The 17,275-nt window shown below is 70.2% G+C and carries 14 protein-coding genes; 8 read left to right on the forward strand and 6 right to left on the reverse strand.

Annotated features, from left to right (window positions below; all coding sequences use genetic code 11):
* Both sucD and sucC read right to left on the reverse strand, forming a co-directional pair.
* On the reverse strand, positions 1-885 hold the full coding sequence (gene sucD / locus ACFY3I_RS02200) for a succinate--CoA ligase subunit alpha (RefSeq protein ID WP_390858939.1): 885 nt from the start codon (positions 883-885) through the stop codon (positions 1-3).
* 11 nt (positions 886-896) lie between these two features.
* Positions 897-2,027: an ADP-forming succinate--CoA ligase subunit beta gene (sucC, locus tag ACFY3I_RS02205; RefSeq protein WP_390858940.1), complete on the reverse strand. Its 1,131-nt coding sequence runs from the start codon at positions 2,025-2,027 to the stop codon at positions 897-899.
* Positions 2,028-2,171: 144 nt separating this feature from the next.
* On the opposite strand from sucC, the gene ACFY3I_RS02210 reads away from it, so the two are divergent.
* The 6 genes from ACFY3I_RS02210 to ACFY3I_RS02235 all read left to right on the forward strand — a co-directional run bounded on the left by ACFY3I_RS02210 (position 2,172) and on the right by ACFY3I_RS02235 (position 10,755).
* Positions 2,172-3,854 (forward strand): thiamine pyrophosphate-binding protein, encoded by a 1,683-nt coding sequence (locus tag ACFY3I_RS02210; RefSeq protein WP_390858941.1) that lies wholly within the window; start codon positions 2,172-2,174, stop codon positions 3,852-3,854.
* 11 nt (positions 3,855-3,865) lie between these two features.
* Positions 3,866-5,098, forward strand: coding sequence for a formyl-CoA transferase (frc, locus tag ACFY3I_RS02215; RefSeq protein ID WP_365288314.1), 1,233 nt, complete (start codon positions 3,866-3,868; stop codon positions 5,096-5,098).
* A gap of 4 nt (positions 5,099-5,102) precedes the next feature.
* Positions 5,103-7,247 carry an acetate--CoA ligase family protein gene (locus tag ACFY3I_RS02220; RefSeq protein ID WP_390858942.1) on the forward strand — a complete coding sequence of 715 codons (2,145 nt, stop codon included), beginning with the start codon at positions 5,103-5,105 and terminating at the stop codon, positions 7,245-7,247.
* Between the two features lie 123 nt (positions 7,248-7,370).
* Positions 7,371-8,759, forward strand: a complete 1,389-nt coding sequence (locus ACFY3I_RS02225; RefSeq protein ID WP_390858943.1) for an OFA family MFS transporter — start codon at positions 7,371-7,373, stop codon at positions 8,757-8,759.
* Between the two features lies 1 nt (position 8,760).
* Positions 8,761-10,161: an OFA family MFS transporter gene (locus ACFY3I_RS02230; protein WP_390858944.1), complete on the forward strand. Its 1,401-nt coding sequence runs from the start codon at positions 8,761-8,763 to the stop codon at positions 10,159-10,161.
* 189 nt (positions 10,162-10,350) lie between these two features.
* A complete protein-coding gene (locus tag ACFY3I_RS02235) occupies positions 10,351-10,755 on the forward strand; it encodes a hypothetical protein (protein WP_390858945.1) in 405 nt (134 codons plus the stop codon).
* A gap of 31 nt (positions 10,756-10,786) precedes the next feature.
* Here the strand turns inward: ACFY3I_RS02235 and ACFY3I_RS02240 are convergent, their stop codons facing one another.
* From ACFY3I_RS02240 to ACFY3I_RS02255, 4 genes are all read right to left on the reverse strand, one after another.
* Entirely contained in the window at positions 10,787-11,464 is a 678-nt protein-coding gene (locus ACFY3I_RS02240) for a GntR family transcriptional regulator (RefSeq protein ID WP_365288304.1), read from the reverse strand.
* Between the two features lie 140 nt (positions 11,465-11,604).
* Positions 11,605-12,552, reverse strand: a complete 948-nt coding sequence (locus ACFY3I_RS02245) for a beta-ketoacyl-ACP synthase III (protein WP_365288302.1) — start codon at positions 12,550-12,552, stop codon at positions 11,605-11,607.
* A gap of 167 nt (positions 12,553-12,719) precedes the next feature.
* Complete coding sequence (locus ACFY3I_RS02250; protein ID WP_351315073.1) at positions 12,720-12,854, reverse strand: hypothetical protein; 135 nt, start codon at positions 12,852-12,854, stop codon at positions 12,720-12,722.
* Positions 12,829-14,157 carry an OFA family MFS transporter gene (locus ACFY3I_RS02255; protein WP_390858946.1) on the reverse strand — a complete coding sequence of 443 codons (1,329 nt, stop codon included), beginning with the start codon at positions 14,155-14,157 and terminating at the stop codon, positions 12,829-12,831. The genes ACFY3I_RS02250 and ACFY3I_RS02255 overlap by 26 nt, the downstream gene beginning before the upstream one ends.
* A gap of 204 nt (positions 14,158-14,361) precedes the next feature.
* Here ACFY3I_RS02255 and ACFY3I_RS02260 point away from each other — a divergent pair, with 204 nt between their 5' ends.
* Both ACFY3I_RS02260 and ACFY3I_RS02265 read left to right on the forward strand, forming a co-directional pair.
* Positions 14,362-15,333, forward strand: a complete 972-nt coding sequence (locus ACFY3I_RS02260) for a 2-dehydropantoate 2-reductase (RefSeq protein ID WP_390858947.1) — start codon at positions 14,362-14,364, stop codon at positions 15,331-15,333.
* A gap of 17 nt (positions 15,334-15,350) precedes the next feature.
* Positions 15,351-17,270, forward strand: coding sequence for a molybdopterin oxidoreductase family protein (locus ACFY3I_RS02265; protein ID WP_390859412.1), 1,920 nt, complete (start codon positions 15,351-15,353; stop codon positions 17,268-17,270).
* Positions 17,271-17,275 lie beyond the last annotated feature (5 nt).

Below are 17,275 nucleotides of genomic sequence, written 5' to 3' on the forward strand. Positions count from 1 at the left end.
TCAGCCTCCCGTTTCCAGCAGTTCCAGGACCAGCCGGGCGGTCTCGGTCGGCGTGCTCCCCACCCGCACCCCGGCCGCCTCCAGCGCCTCCTGCTTGGCCCGCGCGGTGCCGGCCGAACCGGAGACGATCGCGCCCGCGTGGCCCATGGTGCGCCCCTCGGGCGCGGTGAACCCGGCGATGTAGCCGACGACGGGCTTGGTGACGTGGTCGCGGATGTGGGCGGCGGCCCGCTCCTCCGCGTCGCCGCCGATCTCCCCGATGAGGACGACGAGTTCGGTGTCGGGGTCGTCCTGGAATGCGGTCAGGCAGTCGATGTGGCTGGTGCCCACGACCGGGTCGCCGCCGATGCCCACGCAGGTGGAGAATCCGATGTCCCGCAGCTCGTACATGAGTTGGTAGGTCAGTGTGCCGGACTTGGAGACGAGGCCGATCGGGCCGGGCTTGGTGATGTCGGCGGGGATGATGCCCGCGTCGGACTGGCCGGGGGTGATCAGGCCGGGGCAGTTGGGGCCGATGATCCGGGTGCCCCGGTCCCGGGCGTACGCGGTGAAGGCGACGGCGTCGTGGACCGGTATGCCCTCGGTGATCACCACCGCGAGTCCGATGCCGGCGTCGGCGGCCTCCAGTACCGCCGCCTTGGCGAAGGCGGGCGGCACGAAGACGACGGTGACGTCGGCGCCGGTCGCGGCCATGCCCTCGGCGACCGTGCCGAAGACCGGGACCGCACGGTCCTCGAAGTCGACGCGCCGGCCGGCCTTTCGGGGGTTGACCCCGCCGACGACGTCCGTGCCGGCGACGAGCATCCGCCGGGTGTGTTTCATGCCCTCGCCACCGGTCATGCCCTGGACGAGGACCTTGCTCTCCTTGGTGAGGTAGATCGCCATGACGGAACTCCTCAGACGCTGGTGGCGAGTCGGGCGGCGCGGCGGGCGGCGCCGTCCATGGTGGTGGCCTGTTCGACCAGGGGGTGGGCGCGGCCGTCCAGGATCGCCCGGCCGCGCGAGGCGTTGTTGCCGTCGAGGCGGACCACCAGCGGCTTGGTGAGGCGGACGGTCTGCAGGGCCCGGACGATCCCGTCGGCGACCGCGTCGCACGCCGTGATCCCGCCGAAGACGTTGACGAAGACCGACTTCACGGCGGGATCGGAGAGGATCACCGACAGGCCGTCGGCCATGATCTGGGCGGAGGCGCCGCCGCCGATGTCCAGGAAGTTCGCGGGCCGTGCGCCGCAGCCGGCCACCACGTCGAGGGTGGACATCACCAGGCCCGCGCCGTTGCCGATGACGCCGACCTCGCCGTCGAGCTTGACGTAGTTGAGTCCCTTGGCGGCGGCCGCCGCCTCCAGCGGGTCGCGGTGCGCGGTCTCATCGGCTCCCCAACGGGACTGCCTGAAGCGCGCGTTGCCGTCGAGGGTGACCTTGCCGTCGAGGGCGAGGATCCGGCCCTGCCGGGTGCGTACGAGCGGGTTCACCTCGACGAGCAGCGCGTCCTCGCGGACCAGTACCTGCCAGAGCCGTACGAGGACGTCGACGGTCTGCGGCGGCAGTCCCGCCGCCTCGGCGATCTCGCCCGCCTTCGCCGAGGTGACGCCCTTGGCGGGGTCGACGGGGATCCGTGCCACCGCTTCGGGCCGGGTCGCGGCCACCTCCTCGATGTCCATGCCGCCCTCGGCGGAGGCGATCGCCAGGAAGCCGCCGGCCGCCCGGTCCAGGACGTAGGAGACGTAGAACTCGTCCTCGATGTCGACGGGTTGGGCCAGCATCACCTTGCCGACCCGGTGTCCCTTGATGTCCATGCCGAGGATCTGACGCGCGGTGAGCTGTGCCGCGGCCGGGTCGGCGGCGAGCTTGACGCCGCCTGCCTTGCCCCGGCCGCCGGTCTTGACCTGTGCTTTCACGACGGCCCTGCCGCCGAGTCTGCGGGCGATCGCGCGGGCCTCCTCGGGCGAGTCGGTGACCTCGGCCCTTGGCACCTCGATGCCGTGGTCTTCGAAGATTTCCCTTGCCTGGTGCTCGTACAGGTCCATTCCGGCTCCTGTCTCGAAAGTGCCGCACGCCCCCTGGACACCACCCACCGGATGCGGGATAACAAGCTTCATACAGTATTCGTCGACTGTATGCAATGTACCGCGAGAGCGTTCCCACCCCCTACGAAGGGACAGGACTTCGCCATGCCCGACGACACCCAGGACGCGATATCCGGCGGCCATCTCGTCGCCAAGGCGCTCAAGGCCGAGGGGGTCGACCGCATCTACACCCTCTGCGGCGGCCACATCATCGACATCTACGACGGCTGCGTGGACGAGGGCATAGAAGTCGTCGACGTCCGCCACGAGCAGGTGGCAGCACACGCCGCCGACGGTTACGCACGCATCACCGGGAAGCCGGGCTGCGCGGTCGTCACCGCGGGACCGGGGACGACCGACGCCGTCACCGGGGTCGCCAACGCCTTCCGCGCAGAGTCCCCGATGCTGCTGATCGGCGGCCAGGGCGCCCTCACCCAGCACAAGATGGGGTCCCTGCAGGACCTGCCGCACGTCGACATGATGGCGCCGATCACCAAGTTCGCGGCGACCGTCCCGGACACCGCCCGCGCCGCCGACATGGTCTCGATGGCGTTCCGCGAGTGCTACCACGGCGCCCCCGGCCCCTCCTTCCTGGAGATACCGCGCGACGTCCTCGACGCCAGGGTCCCGGCCGAGAAGGCGCGCGTCCCCCGGTCCGGCGCCTACCGGGCCTCGACCCGCACGGCCGGCGACCCCGAGGCGATCGAGAAGCTCGCCGACCTCCTCGTGCACGCGGAGAAGCCCGCCGTCCTGCTGGGCAGCCAGGTCTGGACGACCCGCGGCACCGAGGCCGCCATCGAACTGGTCCGCACGCTCAACGTCCCGGCGTACATGAACGGCGCCGGACGCGGCACCCTGCCGCCCGGCGACCCGCACCACTTCCAGCTGTCCCGCCGGTACGCGTTCTCGAACGCCGACGTCATCGTGATCGTCGGCACGCCGTTCGACTTCCGGATGGGCTACGGCAAGCGGCTCTCCCCCACCGCGACCGTCGTGCAGATCGACCTCGACTACCGCACGGTCGGCAAGAACCGGGACATCGACCTCGGAATCGTCGGGGACGCGGGGCTGGTGCTGAAGTCGGTGACCGAGGCGGCCTCCGGGCGCGTCGACGGCGGCGCCTCCCGGCGCAAGGAGTGGCTCGACGAACTGCGCGCCGCCGAACAGACCGCGCTGGAGAAGCGGTTGCCGAGCCTGAAGTCGGACGCCTCGCCCATCCACCCGTACCGCCTGGTCAGCGAGATCAACGACTTCCTCACCGAGGACTCGATCTACATCGGCGACGGCGGCGACATCGTCACCTTCTCCGGTCAGGTCGTGCAGCCGAAGTCCCCCGGGCACTGGATGGACCCCGGTCCGCTCGGCACCCTCGGCGTCGGCGTCCCGTTCGTGCTCGCCGCCAAGCAGGCCCGCCCCGACAAGGAGGTGGTCGCCCTCTTCGGCGACGGCGCCTTCTCCCTCACCGGCTGGGACTTCGAGACGCTGGTCCGCTACGACCTCCCGTTCGTCGGGATCGTCGGCAACAACTCCTCGATGAACCAGATCCGTTACGGCCAGGCCGCCAAGTACGGCAAGGAGCGCGAGCGGATCGGCAACACCCTCGGGGACGTCCACTACGACAAGTTCGCCCAGATGCTGGGCGGTCACGGCGAAGAGGTCCGCGACCCCGCCGACATCGGCCCCGCCCTGCGCCGGGCCCGGGAGTCGGGCAAACCGTCCCTGATCAACGTCTGGGTCGACCCCGACGCGTACGCCCCCGGAACCATGAACCAGACCATGTACAAGTGAGGTGAACGCCGATGACCGCCAAGGCACTCGAGGGCATTCGCGTCCTCGACATGACCCACGTCCAGTCCGGCCCCTCCGCCACCCAGCTGCTCGCCTGGCTCGGCGCGGACGTGGTCAAGCTGGAGGCGCCGACCGGTGACATCACGCGCAAGCAGCTGCGTGACCTCCCGGACGTCGACTCCCTCTACTTCACGATGCTCAACTGCAACAAGCGGAGCATCACCCTCAACACCAAGACCGAGCGCGGCAGGGAGATCCTGACCGAGCTGATCCGCCGCTCCGACGTGATGGTCGAGAACTTCGGACCGGGCGCGGTGGACCGGATGGGGTTCACCTGGGACCGCGTCAAGGAGATCAACCCCCGGATCGTGTACGCCTCCATCAAGGGGTTCGGGGACGGCCCGTACACCGACTTCAAGGCGTACGAGGTCGTCGCCCAGGCGATGGGCGGCTCGATGTCGACCACCGGCTTCGAGGACGGGCCGCCGCTCGCCACGGGGGCCCAGATCGGCGACTCGGGCACCGGGGTGCACGCGGTGGCCGGGATCCTGGCGGCACTCCTCCAGCGGGAGCGGACCGGCCGCGGCCAGCGGGTCAACGTCGCCATGCAGCACGCCGTGCTCAACCTCTGCCGGGTGAAGCTGCGCGACCAGCAGCGGCTGGCGCACGGCAGGCTCGCCGAGTACCCGAACGAGGACTTCGGCGACGAGGTGCCCCGCTCCGGCAACGCCTCCGGCGGCGGCCAGCCCGGCTGGGCGGTGAAGTGCGCGCCGGGCGGCCCCAACGACTACGTGTACGTCATCGTGCAGCCCGTCGGCTGGCAGCCGATAACCGGGCTGATCGGCCGGCCGGAGCTGGCGGACGACCCGGACTGGGCGACCCCGGAGGCCCGCCTGCCCAAGCTGAACAAGATGTTCCAGCTGATCGAGGAGTGGTCCTCGACACTCCCCAAGTGGGAGGTGCTGGAGCGGCTCAACGCGCACAACATCCCGTGCGGGCCGATCCTTTCCACCAAGGAGATCATCGAGGACGAGTCGCTGGCCGCCAACGAGATGGTGGTGCGGGTCCCGCACCCCGAGCGCGGCGAGTTCGTCACCGTCGGCAGCCCGCTCAAGCTCTCCGACTCCCCCGTGGACATCACCGGTTCCCCTCTGCTCGGCGAGCACAACGAAGCGGTCTACATCGGCGAACTCGGCCTCGGTGACGAGGAACTGCGCCTGCTCAAGTCGAACGGAGTGATCTGACGTGATGGCAGAGGACCGGGGGACACGGGTCCGCGAACTCCTCGACGCCGTGCGGGCCGAGGGCCGTACCGCGCTCACCGCGCCCGAGGGCAAGGTCGTCGCCGACGCGTACGGGATCGCCGTGCCGGGCGAGGAACTGGCCAGGGACGTCGACGAGGCGGTGGCGTACGCGGCGCGCTTCTCCGGGCCGGTGGTGATGAAGATCGTCTCGCCGGACATCCTGCACAAGACCGACGCGGGCGGCGTGGTCGTCGGGGTCGAGGGCGCGGCGGACGTGCGCTCGGCCTTCCACCGGATCGTCGAGAACGCGCGCGGCTACGACGCCGAGGCCCGCATCGAGGGCGTCCAGGTGCAGGAGTTGCTGCCGAAGGGCACGGAGGTCATCGTCGGCGCGGTCACCGACCCGACCTTCGGGAAGGTGGTCGCGTTCGGGCTCGGCGGGGTGCTGGTCGAGGTGCTGAAGGACGTGACGTTCCGGCTGGCGCCGGTCTCCGCCGACGAGGCGCTGTCGATGCTGGACTCCATCAAGGCGGCCGAGGTGCTGCGCGGGGTGCGCGGGCAGGCCGGGGTGGACCGGTGGGCCGTCGCCGAGCAGATCCGGCGGGTCTCCCAACTGGTCGCGGACTTCCCGGAGATCGCCGAGGTGGACCTCAACCCGGTGATCGCCACCCCTCAGGGCGCGGTCGCGGCCGACATCCGGATCATCCTGGCCGGGCAACTGCCGCCACCCCGCAGGACGTTCACGCGCGACGAGATCCTCACCTCCATGCGCCGGCTGATGCGGCCGCGCTCGGTGGCCGTGATCGGTGCCTCCAACGAGCCCGGCAAGATCGGCAACTCGGTGATGCGCAACCTCGTGGACGGCGGCTTCGCCGGGGAGATCCATCCGGTCAACCCCCGGGCCGATGACATCCTCGGCCGCAAGGCGTACAAGAGTGTCACGGACGTTCCCGGTGAGGTGGACGTGGCGGTCTTCGCCATTCCGGCGAAGTTCGTGGCGGCGGCGCTGGAGGAGGTGGGCCGCAAGAAGATCCCCAACGCCGTCCTGATCCCCTCCGGTTTCGCGGAGACCGGCGAGCACGGGCTCCAGGAGGAGATCGTCGCGATCGGCGAGCGGCACGGCATCCGACTCCTCGGCCCGAACATCTACGGCTACTACTCCACCTGGCAGGACCTGTGCGCCACGTTCTGCACACCGTACGACGTGAAGGGCGGGGTGGCGCTGACCTCGCAGTCCGGTGGGATCGGCATGGCCATCCTCGGCTTCGCGCGCACCACCGGGACGGGCGTGTCGGCGATCGTCGGCCTCGGCAACAAGTCGGACGTGGACGAGGACGACCTGCTGACCTGGTTCGGCGAGGACCCGCACACCGAGTGCATCGCGATGCACCTGGAGGACCTCAAGGACGGCCGCGCCTTCGTGGCGGCGGCGCGGGCGACCGTGCCGAAGAAGCCGGTCGTGGTCCTCAAGGCGGGCCGTACGGCGGCCGGTGCCAGGGCGGCCGGATCGCACACGGGCGCGCTCGCGGGCGACGACGCGGTGTACGACGACATCCTGCGGCAGGCGGGCGTCATCCGGGCGCCGGGCCTGAACGACATGCTGGAGTACGCGCGCGGCCTGCCGGTGCTGCCCGCCCCGCGGGGCGACAACGTCGTGATCATCACGGGTGCGGGCGGCAGCGGTGTGCTCCTGTCCGACGCCGTCACGGACAACGGCCTGTCCCTGATGGAGATCCCGCCGGACCTGGACGAGGCGTTCCGCCGTTTCATCCCGCCGTTCGGCGCCGCCGGCAACCCGGTGGACATCACGGGCGGCGAGCCGCCGTCGACGTACGAGGCGACGATCCGGCTCGCTCTGGAGGACCCGCGCGTCCACGCCCTGGTCCTCGGCTACTGGCACACCATCGTCACCCCGCCGATGGTCTTCGCCGAACTGACGGCCCGGTTGGTCGCCGAGTTCCGGGAACGGGGCGTCGAGAAGCCGGTCGTCGCCTCGCTCGCGGGGGACGTCGAGGTCGAGGAGGCCTGCCGGTACCTGTACGAGCGGGGGGTCGTGGCGTACCCGTACACGACCGAACGGCCGGTGGCCGTGCTCGGCGCCAAGTACCGCTGGGCGCGGGCGGCAGGGCTGTTGGGGGGCGGGTCATGACCTGACCGAGAAGGGGGCCGGCCGGCGGTGCGCTGCGGCCGGCCCCGGGACCCGCGCGCGCACGAAAGGCATTGGACAGGGGGCGCTGGCCAGAGCTTTCGACGCAAGGGGTGCTGAACGAACATGTCATCCATCGACCTAACGGCGTCCGTCCCCTTCAGGGAGGTGACGGACCGCAACGGCCGCACGTACCGGATCGGCGAGAGCGACGTCGATCTGATGGGCCGGACACGCAAGTGGATGGTCATCCTGCCCTGGGTGGGCATGATGGGCATCAGTTCCGCCGAGTACGCGTTCACGTCGGCGGAGGACACGCTGCACGAGGCACATCTGTGGATCAGCGGGCACATCTTCTGGCTGATGGGCGTCTGGGTGTTCTTCCAGGCGGCCGTGGCCTTCCCGGCCGGGCAACTGCGCGAGAGCGGACGGCTCCCCGCGCGCACCGCCATGCTGATCGGCGCGGTCGGCACGCTTCTGGGGTACGTGGCACTGGCGTTCGCGCCGAACGTGGTCGTCGCCTACCTCGGCTTCGGCATGTGCAGCGGCATCGGCGCCGGTCTCGTCTACGCGACCTGCGTGAACATGGTCGGCAAGTGGTATCCGGAACGCAAGGGCGGCAAGACGGGCTTCGTGAACGGCGGTTTCGCGTACGGGTCCGTGCCGTTCGTGTTCCTGTTCACCTCCGTCCTCGACCTCGGCAACTACCGGGTCCTGCTCACCTCGGTCGGCGTCGGGCTCTGTCTGGTGGTGGCGTCGGCCGGCTGGTTCTTCAAGGACCCGCCGAAGAACTGGTGGCCGCCGCACGTCGACCCCCTGAAGGCGACCCAGGATCCGCGCATCCGGCGGGCGTTGGAGAAGAACCCGCCGGCCGTCAAGCAGTACACCCCGAAGGAGGCGGCCCGTACCCCCGTCCTGTGGATGATGTGGTTCTGCCTGCTGTGCACGGCCGGGATCAACATCTTCGGGATCGCCTTCCAGGTGCCCTTCGGGAAGGACATGGGGTTCGCCGGCGGGATCGTGGCCACCGCCATGTCCCTGAAGGCGATCGTCAACGGCACCGGCCGCGGGGTCATCGGCTGGATCTCCGACCGCTACGGCCGCCGCAACACACTGATCATCGTGTGCATCGTGCTCGGCAGCGCGCAGTTCGGCGTGCTGGTCTCCGGCCAGATGGGCAGCATGCCGTTCTTCCTGTTCTGCTCCATGGTCTCCGGATTCGGCGGCGGGGCGATCTTCCCGCTCTTCGCGGCCATGACGGCGGACTACTTCGGTGAGAACAACAACGCCACCAACTACGGGATGGTCTACAGCTCCAAGCTGATATCGGGCCTGGTGGGCTCCGGCCTGGGCGCGGTCGTCGTGGGCGAGTGGGACTACCACGGCGCGTTCGTCCTGGCGGGCTCGGTCGGCCTGGCCTCCGCAGTGCTGGCGCTCTTCCTCAAGGCACCGGGCAGGCCCAGCGCCCGGCGCATCGTCCCCAACCCGCATCCGCTCGGCGAGGAGATGGCGTGACATGACGGCAGACCCTGTAGCCACGAACAGCACCGGTGCCGGACCGCGCCCGTACCGTGAGGTCACGGACGCCCGCGGCCGCGTCTACCGGATCGGCGAGACCGACCGGGACATCCTCGGCCACTCCCGCAACCTCATGGTGTACCTGCCCTGGGTGGCCATGATGGCCATCAGCGTCTTCGAGTACGCGTACGGCTCCGCGGAGGACACCCTGTCCCACGCGCACGGCTGGACGCAGTCCAACACCTTCTGGATACTGAGCGTCTGGGTGTTCTTCCAGGCCGGCATCGCCTTCCCGGCGGGCTGGCTGCGGGAGAAGGGCATCCTCACCGCACGCCGCGCCATGTACACCGGATCCTTCATGTGCCTGATCGGCTTCCTCGCCCTCTCGCACATCAGCGAGATCTGGCTGGCGATCATCGGCTTCGGCGTGATCGGCGGCCTCGGCTCCGGCCTCGTCTACGCGACCTGCATCAACATGGTCGGCAAGTGGTTCCCCGAACGCCGGGGCGCCCGCACGGGTTTCGTGAACGGCGGCTTCGCCTACGGCTCGCTCCCGTTCATCTTCATCTTCAACTACGCCTTCGACACGGCCAACTACCACCGGGTCCTCGACCTGATCGGCGTCTACGTGCTGGTGGTCGTCCTGGTCGCCGCGTTCTTCTTCAAGGACCCGCCGAAGAACTGGTGGCCGGCCGACATCGACCCGCTCGCCCAGCCGGCGGACTCCAGGACCGCGACGGCGCTGGCCAAGAACCCGCCCGCGGTACGGCAGTTCACGCCGAAGGAGGCGATCCGCACCGGCATGCTCCCGCTGATGTGGATCTCCATCGTGATGACGGCGGGCGTCTCGATCTTCGGCATCTCCTTCCAGGTGGACTTCGCCAAGGACGTCGGCTTCGGCCCGCTGGTCGCGGCCTCCTCCATGGGCGTGATGGCGGTCATCAACGGCGTCGGACGCGGTGTCGTCGGCTGGCTCTCCGACCGCCTCGGCCGCAAGCCGACCCTCGTCTTCGTGATCGTCGTGCTCGGGCTCGCCCAGTTCGGCGTGATCTGGGCCGGTGACATCAAGAGCGAGTGGCTGTTCCTGTTCTTCGCCTTCCTCTCCGGCTTCGGCGGCGGCGCCTTCTACCCGCTCTTCGCCGCCCTCACCCCGGACTACTTCGGCGAGAACTACAACGCCACAAACTACGGCCTGGTCTACAGCGGCAAACTCATCAGCGGCCTGTTCGGCGGCGGCCTCGGCTCCATGGTGGTCGGAGCCTGGGGCTACAACGGCGCGTACGCCCTGGCCGGCGGCATCTCGATGCTGGCGGCGGGCGTGGCCCTGCTGCTGCGGCAGCCGGGCCGGCACGGGACGGGCGCGAAGGTGGGGGTGGTACAGCCACAGACGGCGACCTGACCGCTCGCCGACCGGTCGAGTCCCGGATCGAGGTCCGGGACTCGACCGTCCACCACCACGACTGTCTCGCCCGCACCCGCATGGCCCTCGGCGCCGCGAAGCGCGGACCGCGGCCGCGGGATTCCGGAAACGGCCGGCGCGCGGAAATCCGGTGTGGGCCGACGGTGACCTTCTGTCATTCTTCCTGCCATGTCCGCACGACATCGACGACTGCCCCGGCACCTTGCCTGGCCGCTGAACACCACTGACATCCGCGAGTGTCTCGGCGACTGCATGGCCCAGGTCACGGATCTGCGGTTCCTTGCCGGGCAGGACAGCGGCGACCTCGTGCTGGGAGCAGAGTGGATCGCCCCGATCCGCCGCAGTTACGGCCGGGGCACGCATCCGGACATGATCGGTTTCCGCGTGGACGTCCACCCGGTCGATGCCGCTCGACGTGCTGCCACCCGTGCGGTGCTACTGGCGCGTGCCCTCCCGCAACTCCACACCTGGATCACGCGGGCGATCGCCGCCGACGAGACCTGGAAACTGACTCCGCATCAGCACAGGTGGCGGCTGGCCGACGGCCACCTCACCCATCACGACGAGGCATGAGCCGGGCGACGGCGACGAGGACTCCGCCGGTTCAGGACTCCGCGCGCTCGTGGTACGAGCGCCGCGTGTGCTCCGTGTGTTCGCGCATCAGGGTGGTCGCCAGCTGTTCGTCGCGGGCGGTGATCGCCGCGATCAGTTCGCGGTGTTCGATCCAGGACTGGCGGCCGCGCTGCCGGGCCACCGGCGTGTAGTACCAGCGGACCCTGCGGTCGACCTGGGCGGCGAGTCCGGCGAGGACGGTGTTGCCGGCCAGTTCCATGACCTTGGTGTGGAACGCGGCGTTCAGGGCGACGGCCGCGTCCACGTCGTCCGCGGCGACCGCCTTCTCGCCCTCCGCGCACAGGGCTTCCAGCGCCGCGACTCCGGCACTGCCCGCGGCCGCGGCCGCCAGCCGGGCCGCCTCGGCCTCCAGCAGCGTACGGACCGTCAGGAGCTGGTCGGCCTCGTCCTCGGTGGGCTCGTGGACGAACGCGCCCTGCGCGGGCCGCAGATCGACCCAGCCCTCGGTGTTCAGCCGCTGCAGCGCCTCGCGCACCGGCTGCCGGGAGACACCGAGGTGGCCGGCGAGTTCGCTCTCCACGAGGTGCTGGCCGGGCTGGAGGGAGCGGGTGGTGATGAGTTCCAGCAGCGCCTCGTAGACGCGGTCGCGGAGCGGTCCGGGGCGTTCGAGCTTGGGCACCGCGCCCTGCGGCAGTCCGGCAGACAACATCGGGTCCCCCTTCGGCAGACACCCGTCACGAGCGGACACTCGGTGCGAGGCTCAGTATTGATTGTCTTTCGTCTACAGTCTACGGCGCACTTCCGCCAGGGGAGGCCGGAGTTGGCCTCGTCACACGGCGAACCGCCCGCTCACGGGCACCGCACGACCTGTCCCGCGTAGGACAGGTTGCCGCCGAAGCCGAACAGCAGGACCGCGTCGCCGCTGGTGATCCGCCCCTGCTCGACCAGCTTGGACAGGGCGAGCGGGATGCTCGCGGCCGAGGTGTTGCCGGACTCGGTGACGTCCCGGGCGACGACCGCGTTGACCGCGCCGATCTTCGCCGCGAGCGGCTCGATGATCCGCAGGTTGGCCTGGTGCAGGACGACGGCGGCCAGGTCGAGCGGGTCCACCCCGGCCTTCTCGCAGGCGCGCCGGGCGATGGGCGGCAGCTGGGTGGTGGCCCAGCGGTACACGCTCTGTCCCTCCTGGGCGAACCGGGGCGGGGTGCCCTCGATGCGCACCGCGTGGCTCATCTCGGGGACGGAACCCCACAGCACCGGGCCGATCCCCGGCTCCTCGCCCGGCCCGCAGGCCTCGACCACGGCCGCGCCCGCCCCGTCGCCGACCAGTACGCACGTCGTGCGGTCGGTCCAGTCGGTGACCTCGGACATCTTGTCGGCGCCGATGACCAGGGCCCGGGTGGCGGCCCCGGCCCGTACGGTGTGGTCGGCGGTGGCCAGCGCGTGGGTGAAGCCGGCGCACACGACGTTGATGTCCATCGCGGCCGGCTGCGGGATGCCGAGCCGGGCGGCGACACGGGCGGCCATGTTCGGGGAGCGGTCGATGGCGGTGGAGGTGGCGACCAGCACCAGGTCGATGTCCGCGGGGGCGAGGCCGGCCGCGGCGAGGGCCTTGGCCGCGGCCTGCGCGGCCAGCTCGTCGACGGGTTCGTCGGGGCCCGCGATGTGCCGGGTGCTGATGCCCACCCGGCTGCGGATCCACTCGTCACTGGTGTCGACCATGCCCGCCAGGTCCTGGTTGGTGAGCACCCTGGCGGGCTGGTAGTGGCCGACGGCGGCGATGCGCGAGCCGTTCATGGGTGGTGGATCCCCCTCGTTGCCTCGGTGTGGGCCCACCAGTCTGTTCAGTGACTCACGGGTACGACGGCACGTAAGGCCACAGGAATCGGGCGCCCGAGTTGTCGGCTTCTTGCAGACCCTCGGACGCCCGGGCATTCTCCCGGTTCGGCGGTCGAACGGCTGGTTCAGCCGTTGAACAGCTGTGTCGCCTTCTGTACGAGTTCGTACACGCCGTAGGCGAAGGGCGCGCCGACCCAGAGCCAGGCGACGGCGATCAGCCAGCGGCGGTCGGGCTCATGCAGGCTGCTGTCGTTCGACATCGACGGCCTCCCTGGGTGCGGGGATGTGGTGGCGGGCGTTGACGGGCCGGATCAGCTCGTTGGCGACGAACCCGACGACGAGCAGGCCGATCATGATGCCGAAGGACAGGGTGTACAGGTCGGCGCCGTGCTTGCCGGCGTCCTTCTGGTGGTCGGCGATCCGGTTGACGATCAGCGGTCCGAGCACGCCGGCCAGCGACCAGGCGGTGAGCAGCCGGCCGTGGATCGCACCGACCTGGTAGGTGCCGAAGAGGTCCTTCAGGTAGGCGGGGACGGTGGCGAAGCCGCCGCCGTAGAAGGAGAGGATCACCAGCGCGCACAGGATGAACAAGGGCTTGGAGGAGTCCCCGAACAACGTGATGAGCAGGTACATCAGCGCGCCGACCCCGAGGTAGACGCGGTAGATGTTCTTGCGGCCGATCAGGTCGGAGGTGGACGACCAGCCGATGCGTCCGGCCATGTTGGCGGCGGACAGCAGGGCGACGAACCCGGCCGCCGCGGAGACCGTGACCGGGGTGGAGCTGTCGGCGAAGAAGTCCGTGATCATCGGGGCGGCCTTCTCCAGGATGCCGATGCCCGCGGTCACGTTCATGCAGAGGACGACCCACAGGCACCAGAACTGCGGGGTGCGGATCGCGGAGTTCGCGGAGACCTGGACGCCCTCGAAGGCGCTCGGCGCGTCCGCGACCGGCCTCTCGCTGCGCGGCACCCGGATCAGCAGCACGCCCAGCGTCATGAAGACGGCGTACGACAGCCCGTGCACCAGGAAGGCGAGGGCGATGCCATCGTTGTCACTGCCGAAGGACGAGAGCATCTGCGCGGACCAGGGCGAGGCGATCAGCGCGCCGCCGCCGAAGCCCATGATGGCGATGCCGGTGGCCATGCCGGGCCGGTCGGGGAACCACTTGATCAAAGTGGAGACGGGCGAGATGTAGCCGATGCCGAGGCCGATGCCCCCGACGAAGCCGTAGCCGAGGACGATCAGCCAGTACTGCTTGGTCTCGGCGCCGAGCGCGGAGATCAGGAAGCCGGTGGAGAAGCAGACCAGGGCGACCGTCATGGCCCAGCGCGGCCCGTTGCGCTCGACGAGGGTGCCGCCGAACGCGGCCGACAGGCCGAGCATCACGATCGCGAGCTGGAAGGGCAGCGCGCTCTCGGTGCCACTGAGGTTCAGCGCGGATTCGAGCGGCGGCTTGAAGACGCTCCAGGCGTAGGCCTGGCCGATGGAGAGGTGGACGGCGAGGGCGGCGGGCGGGACGAGCCAGCGGCTCCAGCCCGGCGGTGCTACAGGGGGGCTGCTCATGAGTCCCGAACGGTAGGCGTGCGTCCGGTGGTTGAGAACCCGACGGCCGGATCGTATGCGATGAGCGGTATCCAGAATGCGCCGAACGGTCATGGCCGGAACCCTTGCCGCCCTCAAGTCCATACTGTAGACAATATTTCGTCGACATCTTCCGGCCCCTACGGGCCACCTCCGCGGTATCCCTCAAACCGAACGGAGTGTTCCGTGAAAGTCGCAGTCCTCGGCGCCGGTGCGATCGGCGCCTACGTCGGTGCCGCGCTCCACCGCGCGGGCGCCGACGTGCATCTCGTCGCCCGTGGACCGCATCTGGCGGCCATGAGGCAGTACGGAGTAAGGGTGTTGAGCCCGCGCGGCGACTTCACCGCGCACGCGCACGCCACCGACGACCCGACCGAGGTCGGCCCGGTCGACTACGTCTTCCTGGGGCTGAAGGCCAACTCGTACGCGGCGTGCGGGCCGCTGATCAGGCCGCTGCTGCACGAGCGCACGGCGGTGGTCGCGGCCCAGAACGGCATCCCCTGGTGGTACTTCCACCGGCACGGCGGCCCCCACGACGGGCACCGCGTCGAGAGCGTCGACCCGGGCGGCACGGTCAGTGCCGTGCTCGCCCCCGAACGCGCCGTCGGCTGTGTGGTCTACGCGGCCACCGAACTCGAAGCCCCCGGTGTGGTCCGGCACTTGGAAGGCACCCGGTTCTCGATCGGCGAGCCGGACCGCAGTGTGTCCCAGCGCTGTGCGCGGTTCAGCGAGGCCATGCGGACCGGCGGACTGAAGTGCCCGGTCGAGCCGGACCTGCGCAACGACATCTGGCTCAAGCTGCTCGGCAACATCTCCTTCAACCCGATCAGCGCGCTGGCCCGCGCCACCATGCGGCAGATGTGCCTGCACGGCGGCACCCGGCAGGTCATCGAGATCATGATGCGCGAGACGCTCTCGGTCGCCGAGGCGCTCGGCTGCGAGGTCGGTGTCTCCATCGAACGCCGGCTCGCGGGCGCCGAGAAGGTCGGCGACCACCGCACCTCCACCCTCCAGGACCTGGAGCGCGGCAAGCCGCTGGAACTCGACGTGCTGCTCGCGGCCGTGGTCGAGCTGGCGGGGATCACCGGCGTGGAGGTGCCCACCCTGCGCACCGTGCACGCCATCTCGGACCTGCTCGCGCTGAGGAGCGCCGCATGAGCGTCGAGGAGCGCCGCATGAGGAAACGGCAGCAGAAGACCTACACCCGGCTCACCCACCCCCTGGTACGGGACTCCCGTGCCGAGCCGTTCCGGCAGGCGGGCTGGGACGAGGCCCTGGACCGGGCCGCCCGCGGCCTGGAGCGCAACCGCGACGCGTTCGGGATGTTCTCCTGCGCCCGCGCCACCAACGAGATGAACTACGTGGCCCAGAAGTTCGCCCGGGTGGTCATGGGCACCAACAACGTCGACTCCTGCAACCGGACCTGCCACGCCCCGAGCGTGGCCGGGCTGAGCGCCGCCTTCGGCTCCGGCGGGGGCACCTCGTCGTACGAGGAGATCGAGCACACCGACGTCATCGTGATGTGGGGCTCCAACGCCCGTTTCGCGCACCCCATCTTCTTCCAGCACGTGCTCAAGGGCATCCGCAACGGCGCCCGGATGTACGCCGTCGACCCGCGCCGCACCTCCACCGCCGAGTGGGCGGAGGGCTGGCTCGGGCTGAACGTGGGCACGGACATCCCGATGGCGCACGCCATCGGCCGGGAGATCATCCACGCGGGGCTGGCGAACGAGGCGTTCGTCGAGCGGGCGACGACCGGGTTCCAGGAGTACCGGGCCCTCGTCGAACCGTGGACGCTGTCGCTCGCGGAGAAGGTGACGGGCGTACCGGCCGCGGCGATACGGGAGTTGGCGCACGCCTACGCCCGCGCCGAGCGCGCCCAGCTGTGCTGGACCCTCGGCATCACCGAGCACCACAACGGCACCGACAACGTCCGCGCCCTGATCAACCTGTCCCTCCTCACCGGTCAGGTCGGCCGCTGGGGCGCCGGGCTGCAGCCGCTGCGCGGCCAGAACAACGTGCAGGGCGGCGGCGACATGGGGGCGATCCCCAACCGGCTGCCCGGCTTCCAGGACATCCTGGACCCCGGGACCCGGCTGAAGTTCGAGTCGGCGTGGGACACGGTCATCCAGCCGCACTACGGACTGAACCTCACCGAGATGTTCGAGGCGATGGAGGAGGGCGCGCTCAAGGCGGTCTACTGCATAGGCGAGAACCCCGCCCAGTCGGAGGCCGACAGCGAGCAGGCCGTACGGCGGCTCCGGGCCCTCGACTTCCTCGTCGTCCAGGACATCTTCCTCACGAAGACCGCGGAGCTGGCGGACGTGGTGCTGCCGGCCACCGCCGGCTGGGCCGAGACCGAGGGCACGACGACCAACAGCGAGCGCCGGGTCCAGCGGGTGCGCCGGGCCGTGACCCCGCCCGGCGAGGCCCGCGAGGACATCGACATCCTCTGCGATCTCGCCGGCCGGCTCGGGCACGACTGGAAGTACACCGACGCCGAGGCCGTCTGGAACGAACTGCGGTCCCTCTCGCCCGACCACTACGGGATGACGTACGACCGGCTGGCCGAGCACCAGGGCATCCAGTGGCCGTGCCCGAGCACCGAACGGATCGAACCGGCCTACCTGCACTGCAGGTTGTGGGAGAAGGACCCGGCACGGCGCGGCACGCCGGCGCCCTTCGGGCTGGTCCGGCACGATCCGCCGGTCGACCTGACCGACGAGGAGTACCCGGTCCGGCTCACCACCGGGCGACGCCTGGACTCCTACAACACCGGTGTGCAGAGCGGTGGTTACGCCTCCCCACTGCGGCGCGGCGAGTACATCGAGCTGTGCCCGGAGGACGCCGAGCGGTACGGGGTCACGGTCGGCGAGGAGGTCCAGGTGACCTCGCGGCGGGGCGCGGTGGTGGCCCCGGTCTGGATCGACACGGCGCTGCGCCCCGGTCTCGCCTTCATGACCATGCACTTTCCCGACGAGGTGGACACCAACCAGCTGACGATCGAGGCCAACTGCCCGATCGCGGGGACGGCGGAGTTCAAGGCGTCGGCCATCCGTATCGAGAAGCTCCCGGTCGCGACCATCGTGAGGTGACCCAG

Source organism: Streptomyces sp. NPDC001068 (genome assembly GCF_042897315.1).
Classification (GTDB): Bacteria; Actinomycetota; Actinomycetes; order Streptomycetales; family Streptomycetaceae; genus Streptomyces.

Bases quoted from the DNA above. Each gene is read 5' to 3' on its own strand.
- ACFY3I_RS02210 (WP_390858941.1), top strand. From the start codon at position 2,172: ATGCCCGACGACACCCAGGACGCGATATCCGGCGGCCATCTCGTCGCC.
- ACFY3I_RS02250 (WP_351315073.1), bottom strand. From the start codon at position 12,854: ATGTCGAACGACAGCAGCCTGCATGAGCCCGACCGCCGCTGGCTGATC.
- sucD (WP_390858939.1), bottom strand. From the start codon at position 885: ATGGCGATCTACCTCACCAAGGAGAGCAAGGTCCTCGTCCAGGGCATG.
- frc (WP_365288314.1), top strand. From the start codon at position 3,866: ATGACCGCCAAGGCACTCGAGGGCATTCGCGTCCTCGACATGACCCAC.
- ACFY3I_RS02230 (WP_390858944.1), top strand. From the start codon at position 8,761: ATGACGGCAGACCCTGTAGCCACGAACAGCACCGGTGCCGGACCGCGC.
- ACFY3I_RS02240 (WP_365288304.1), bottom strand. From the start codon at position 11,464: ATGTTGTCTGCCGGACTGCCGCAGGGCGCGGTGCCCAAGCTCGAACGC.
- ACFY3I_RS02225 (WP_390858943.1), top strand. From the start codon at position 7,371: ATGTCATCCATCGACCTAACGGCGTCCGTCCCCTTCAGGGAGGTGACG.
- sucC (WP_390858940.1), bottom strand. From the start codon at position 2,027: ATGGACCTGTACGAGCACCAGGCAAGGGAAATCTTCGAAGACCACGGC.
- ACFY3I_RS02265 (WP_390859412.1), top strand. From the start codon at position 15,351: ATGAGGAAACGGCAGCAGAAGACCTACACCCGGCTCACCCACCCCCTG.
- ACFY3I_RS02220 (WP_390858942.1), top strand. From the start codon at position 5,103: ATGGCAGAGGACCGGGGGACACGGGTCCGCGAACTCCTCGACGCCGTG.
- ACFY3I_RS02245 (WP_365288302.1), bottom strand. From the start codon at position 12,552: ATGAACGGCTCGCGCATCGCCGCCGTCGGCCACTACCAGCCCGCCAGG.
- ACFY3I_RS02235 (WP_390858945.1), top strand. From the start codon at position 10,351: ATGTCCGCACGACATCGACGACTGCCCCGGCACCTTGCCTGGCCGCTG.
- ACFY3I_RS02255 (WP_390858946.1), bottom strand. From the start codon at position 14,157: ATGAGCAGCCCCCCTGTAGCACCGCCGGGCTGGAGCCGCTGGCTCGTC.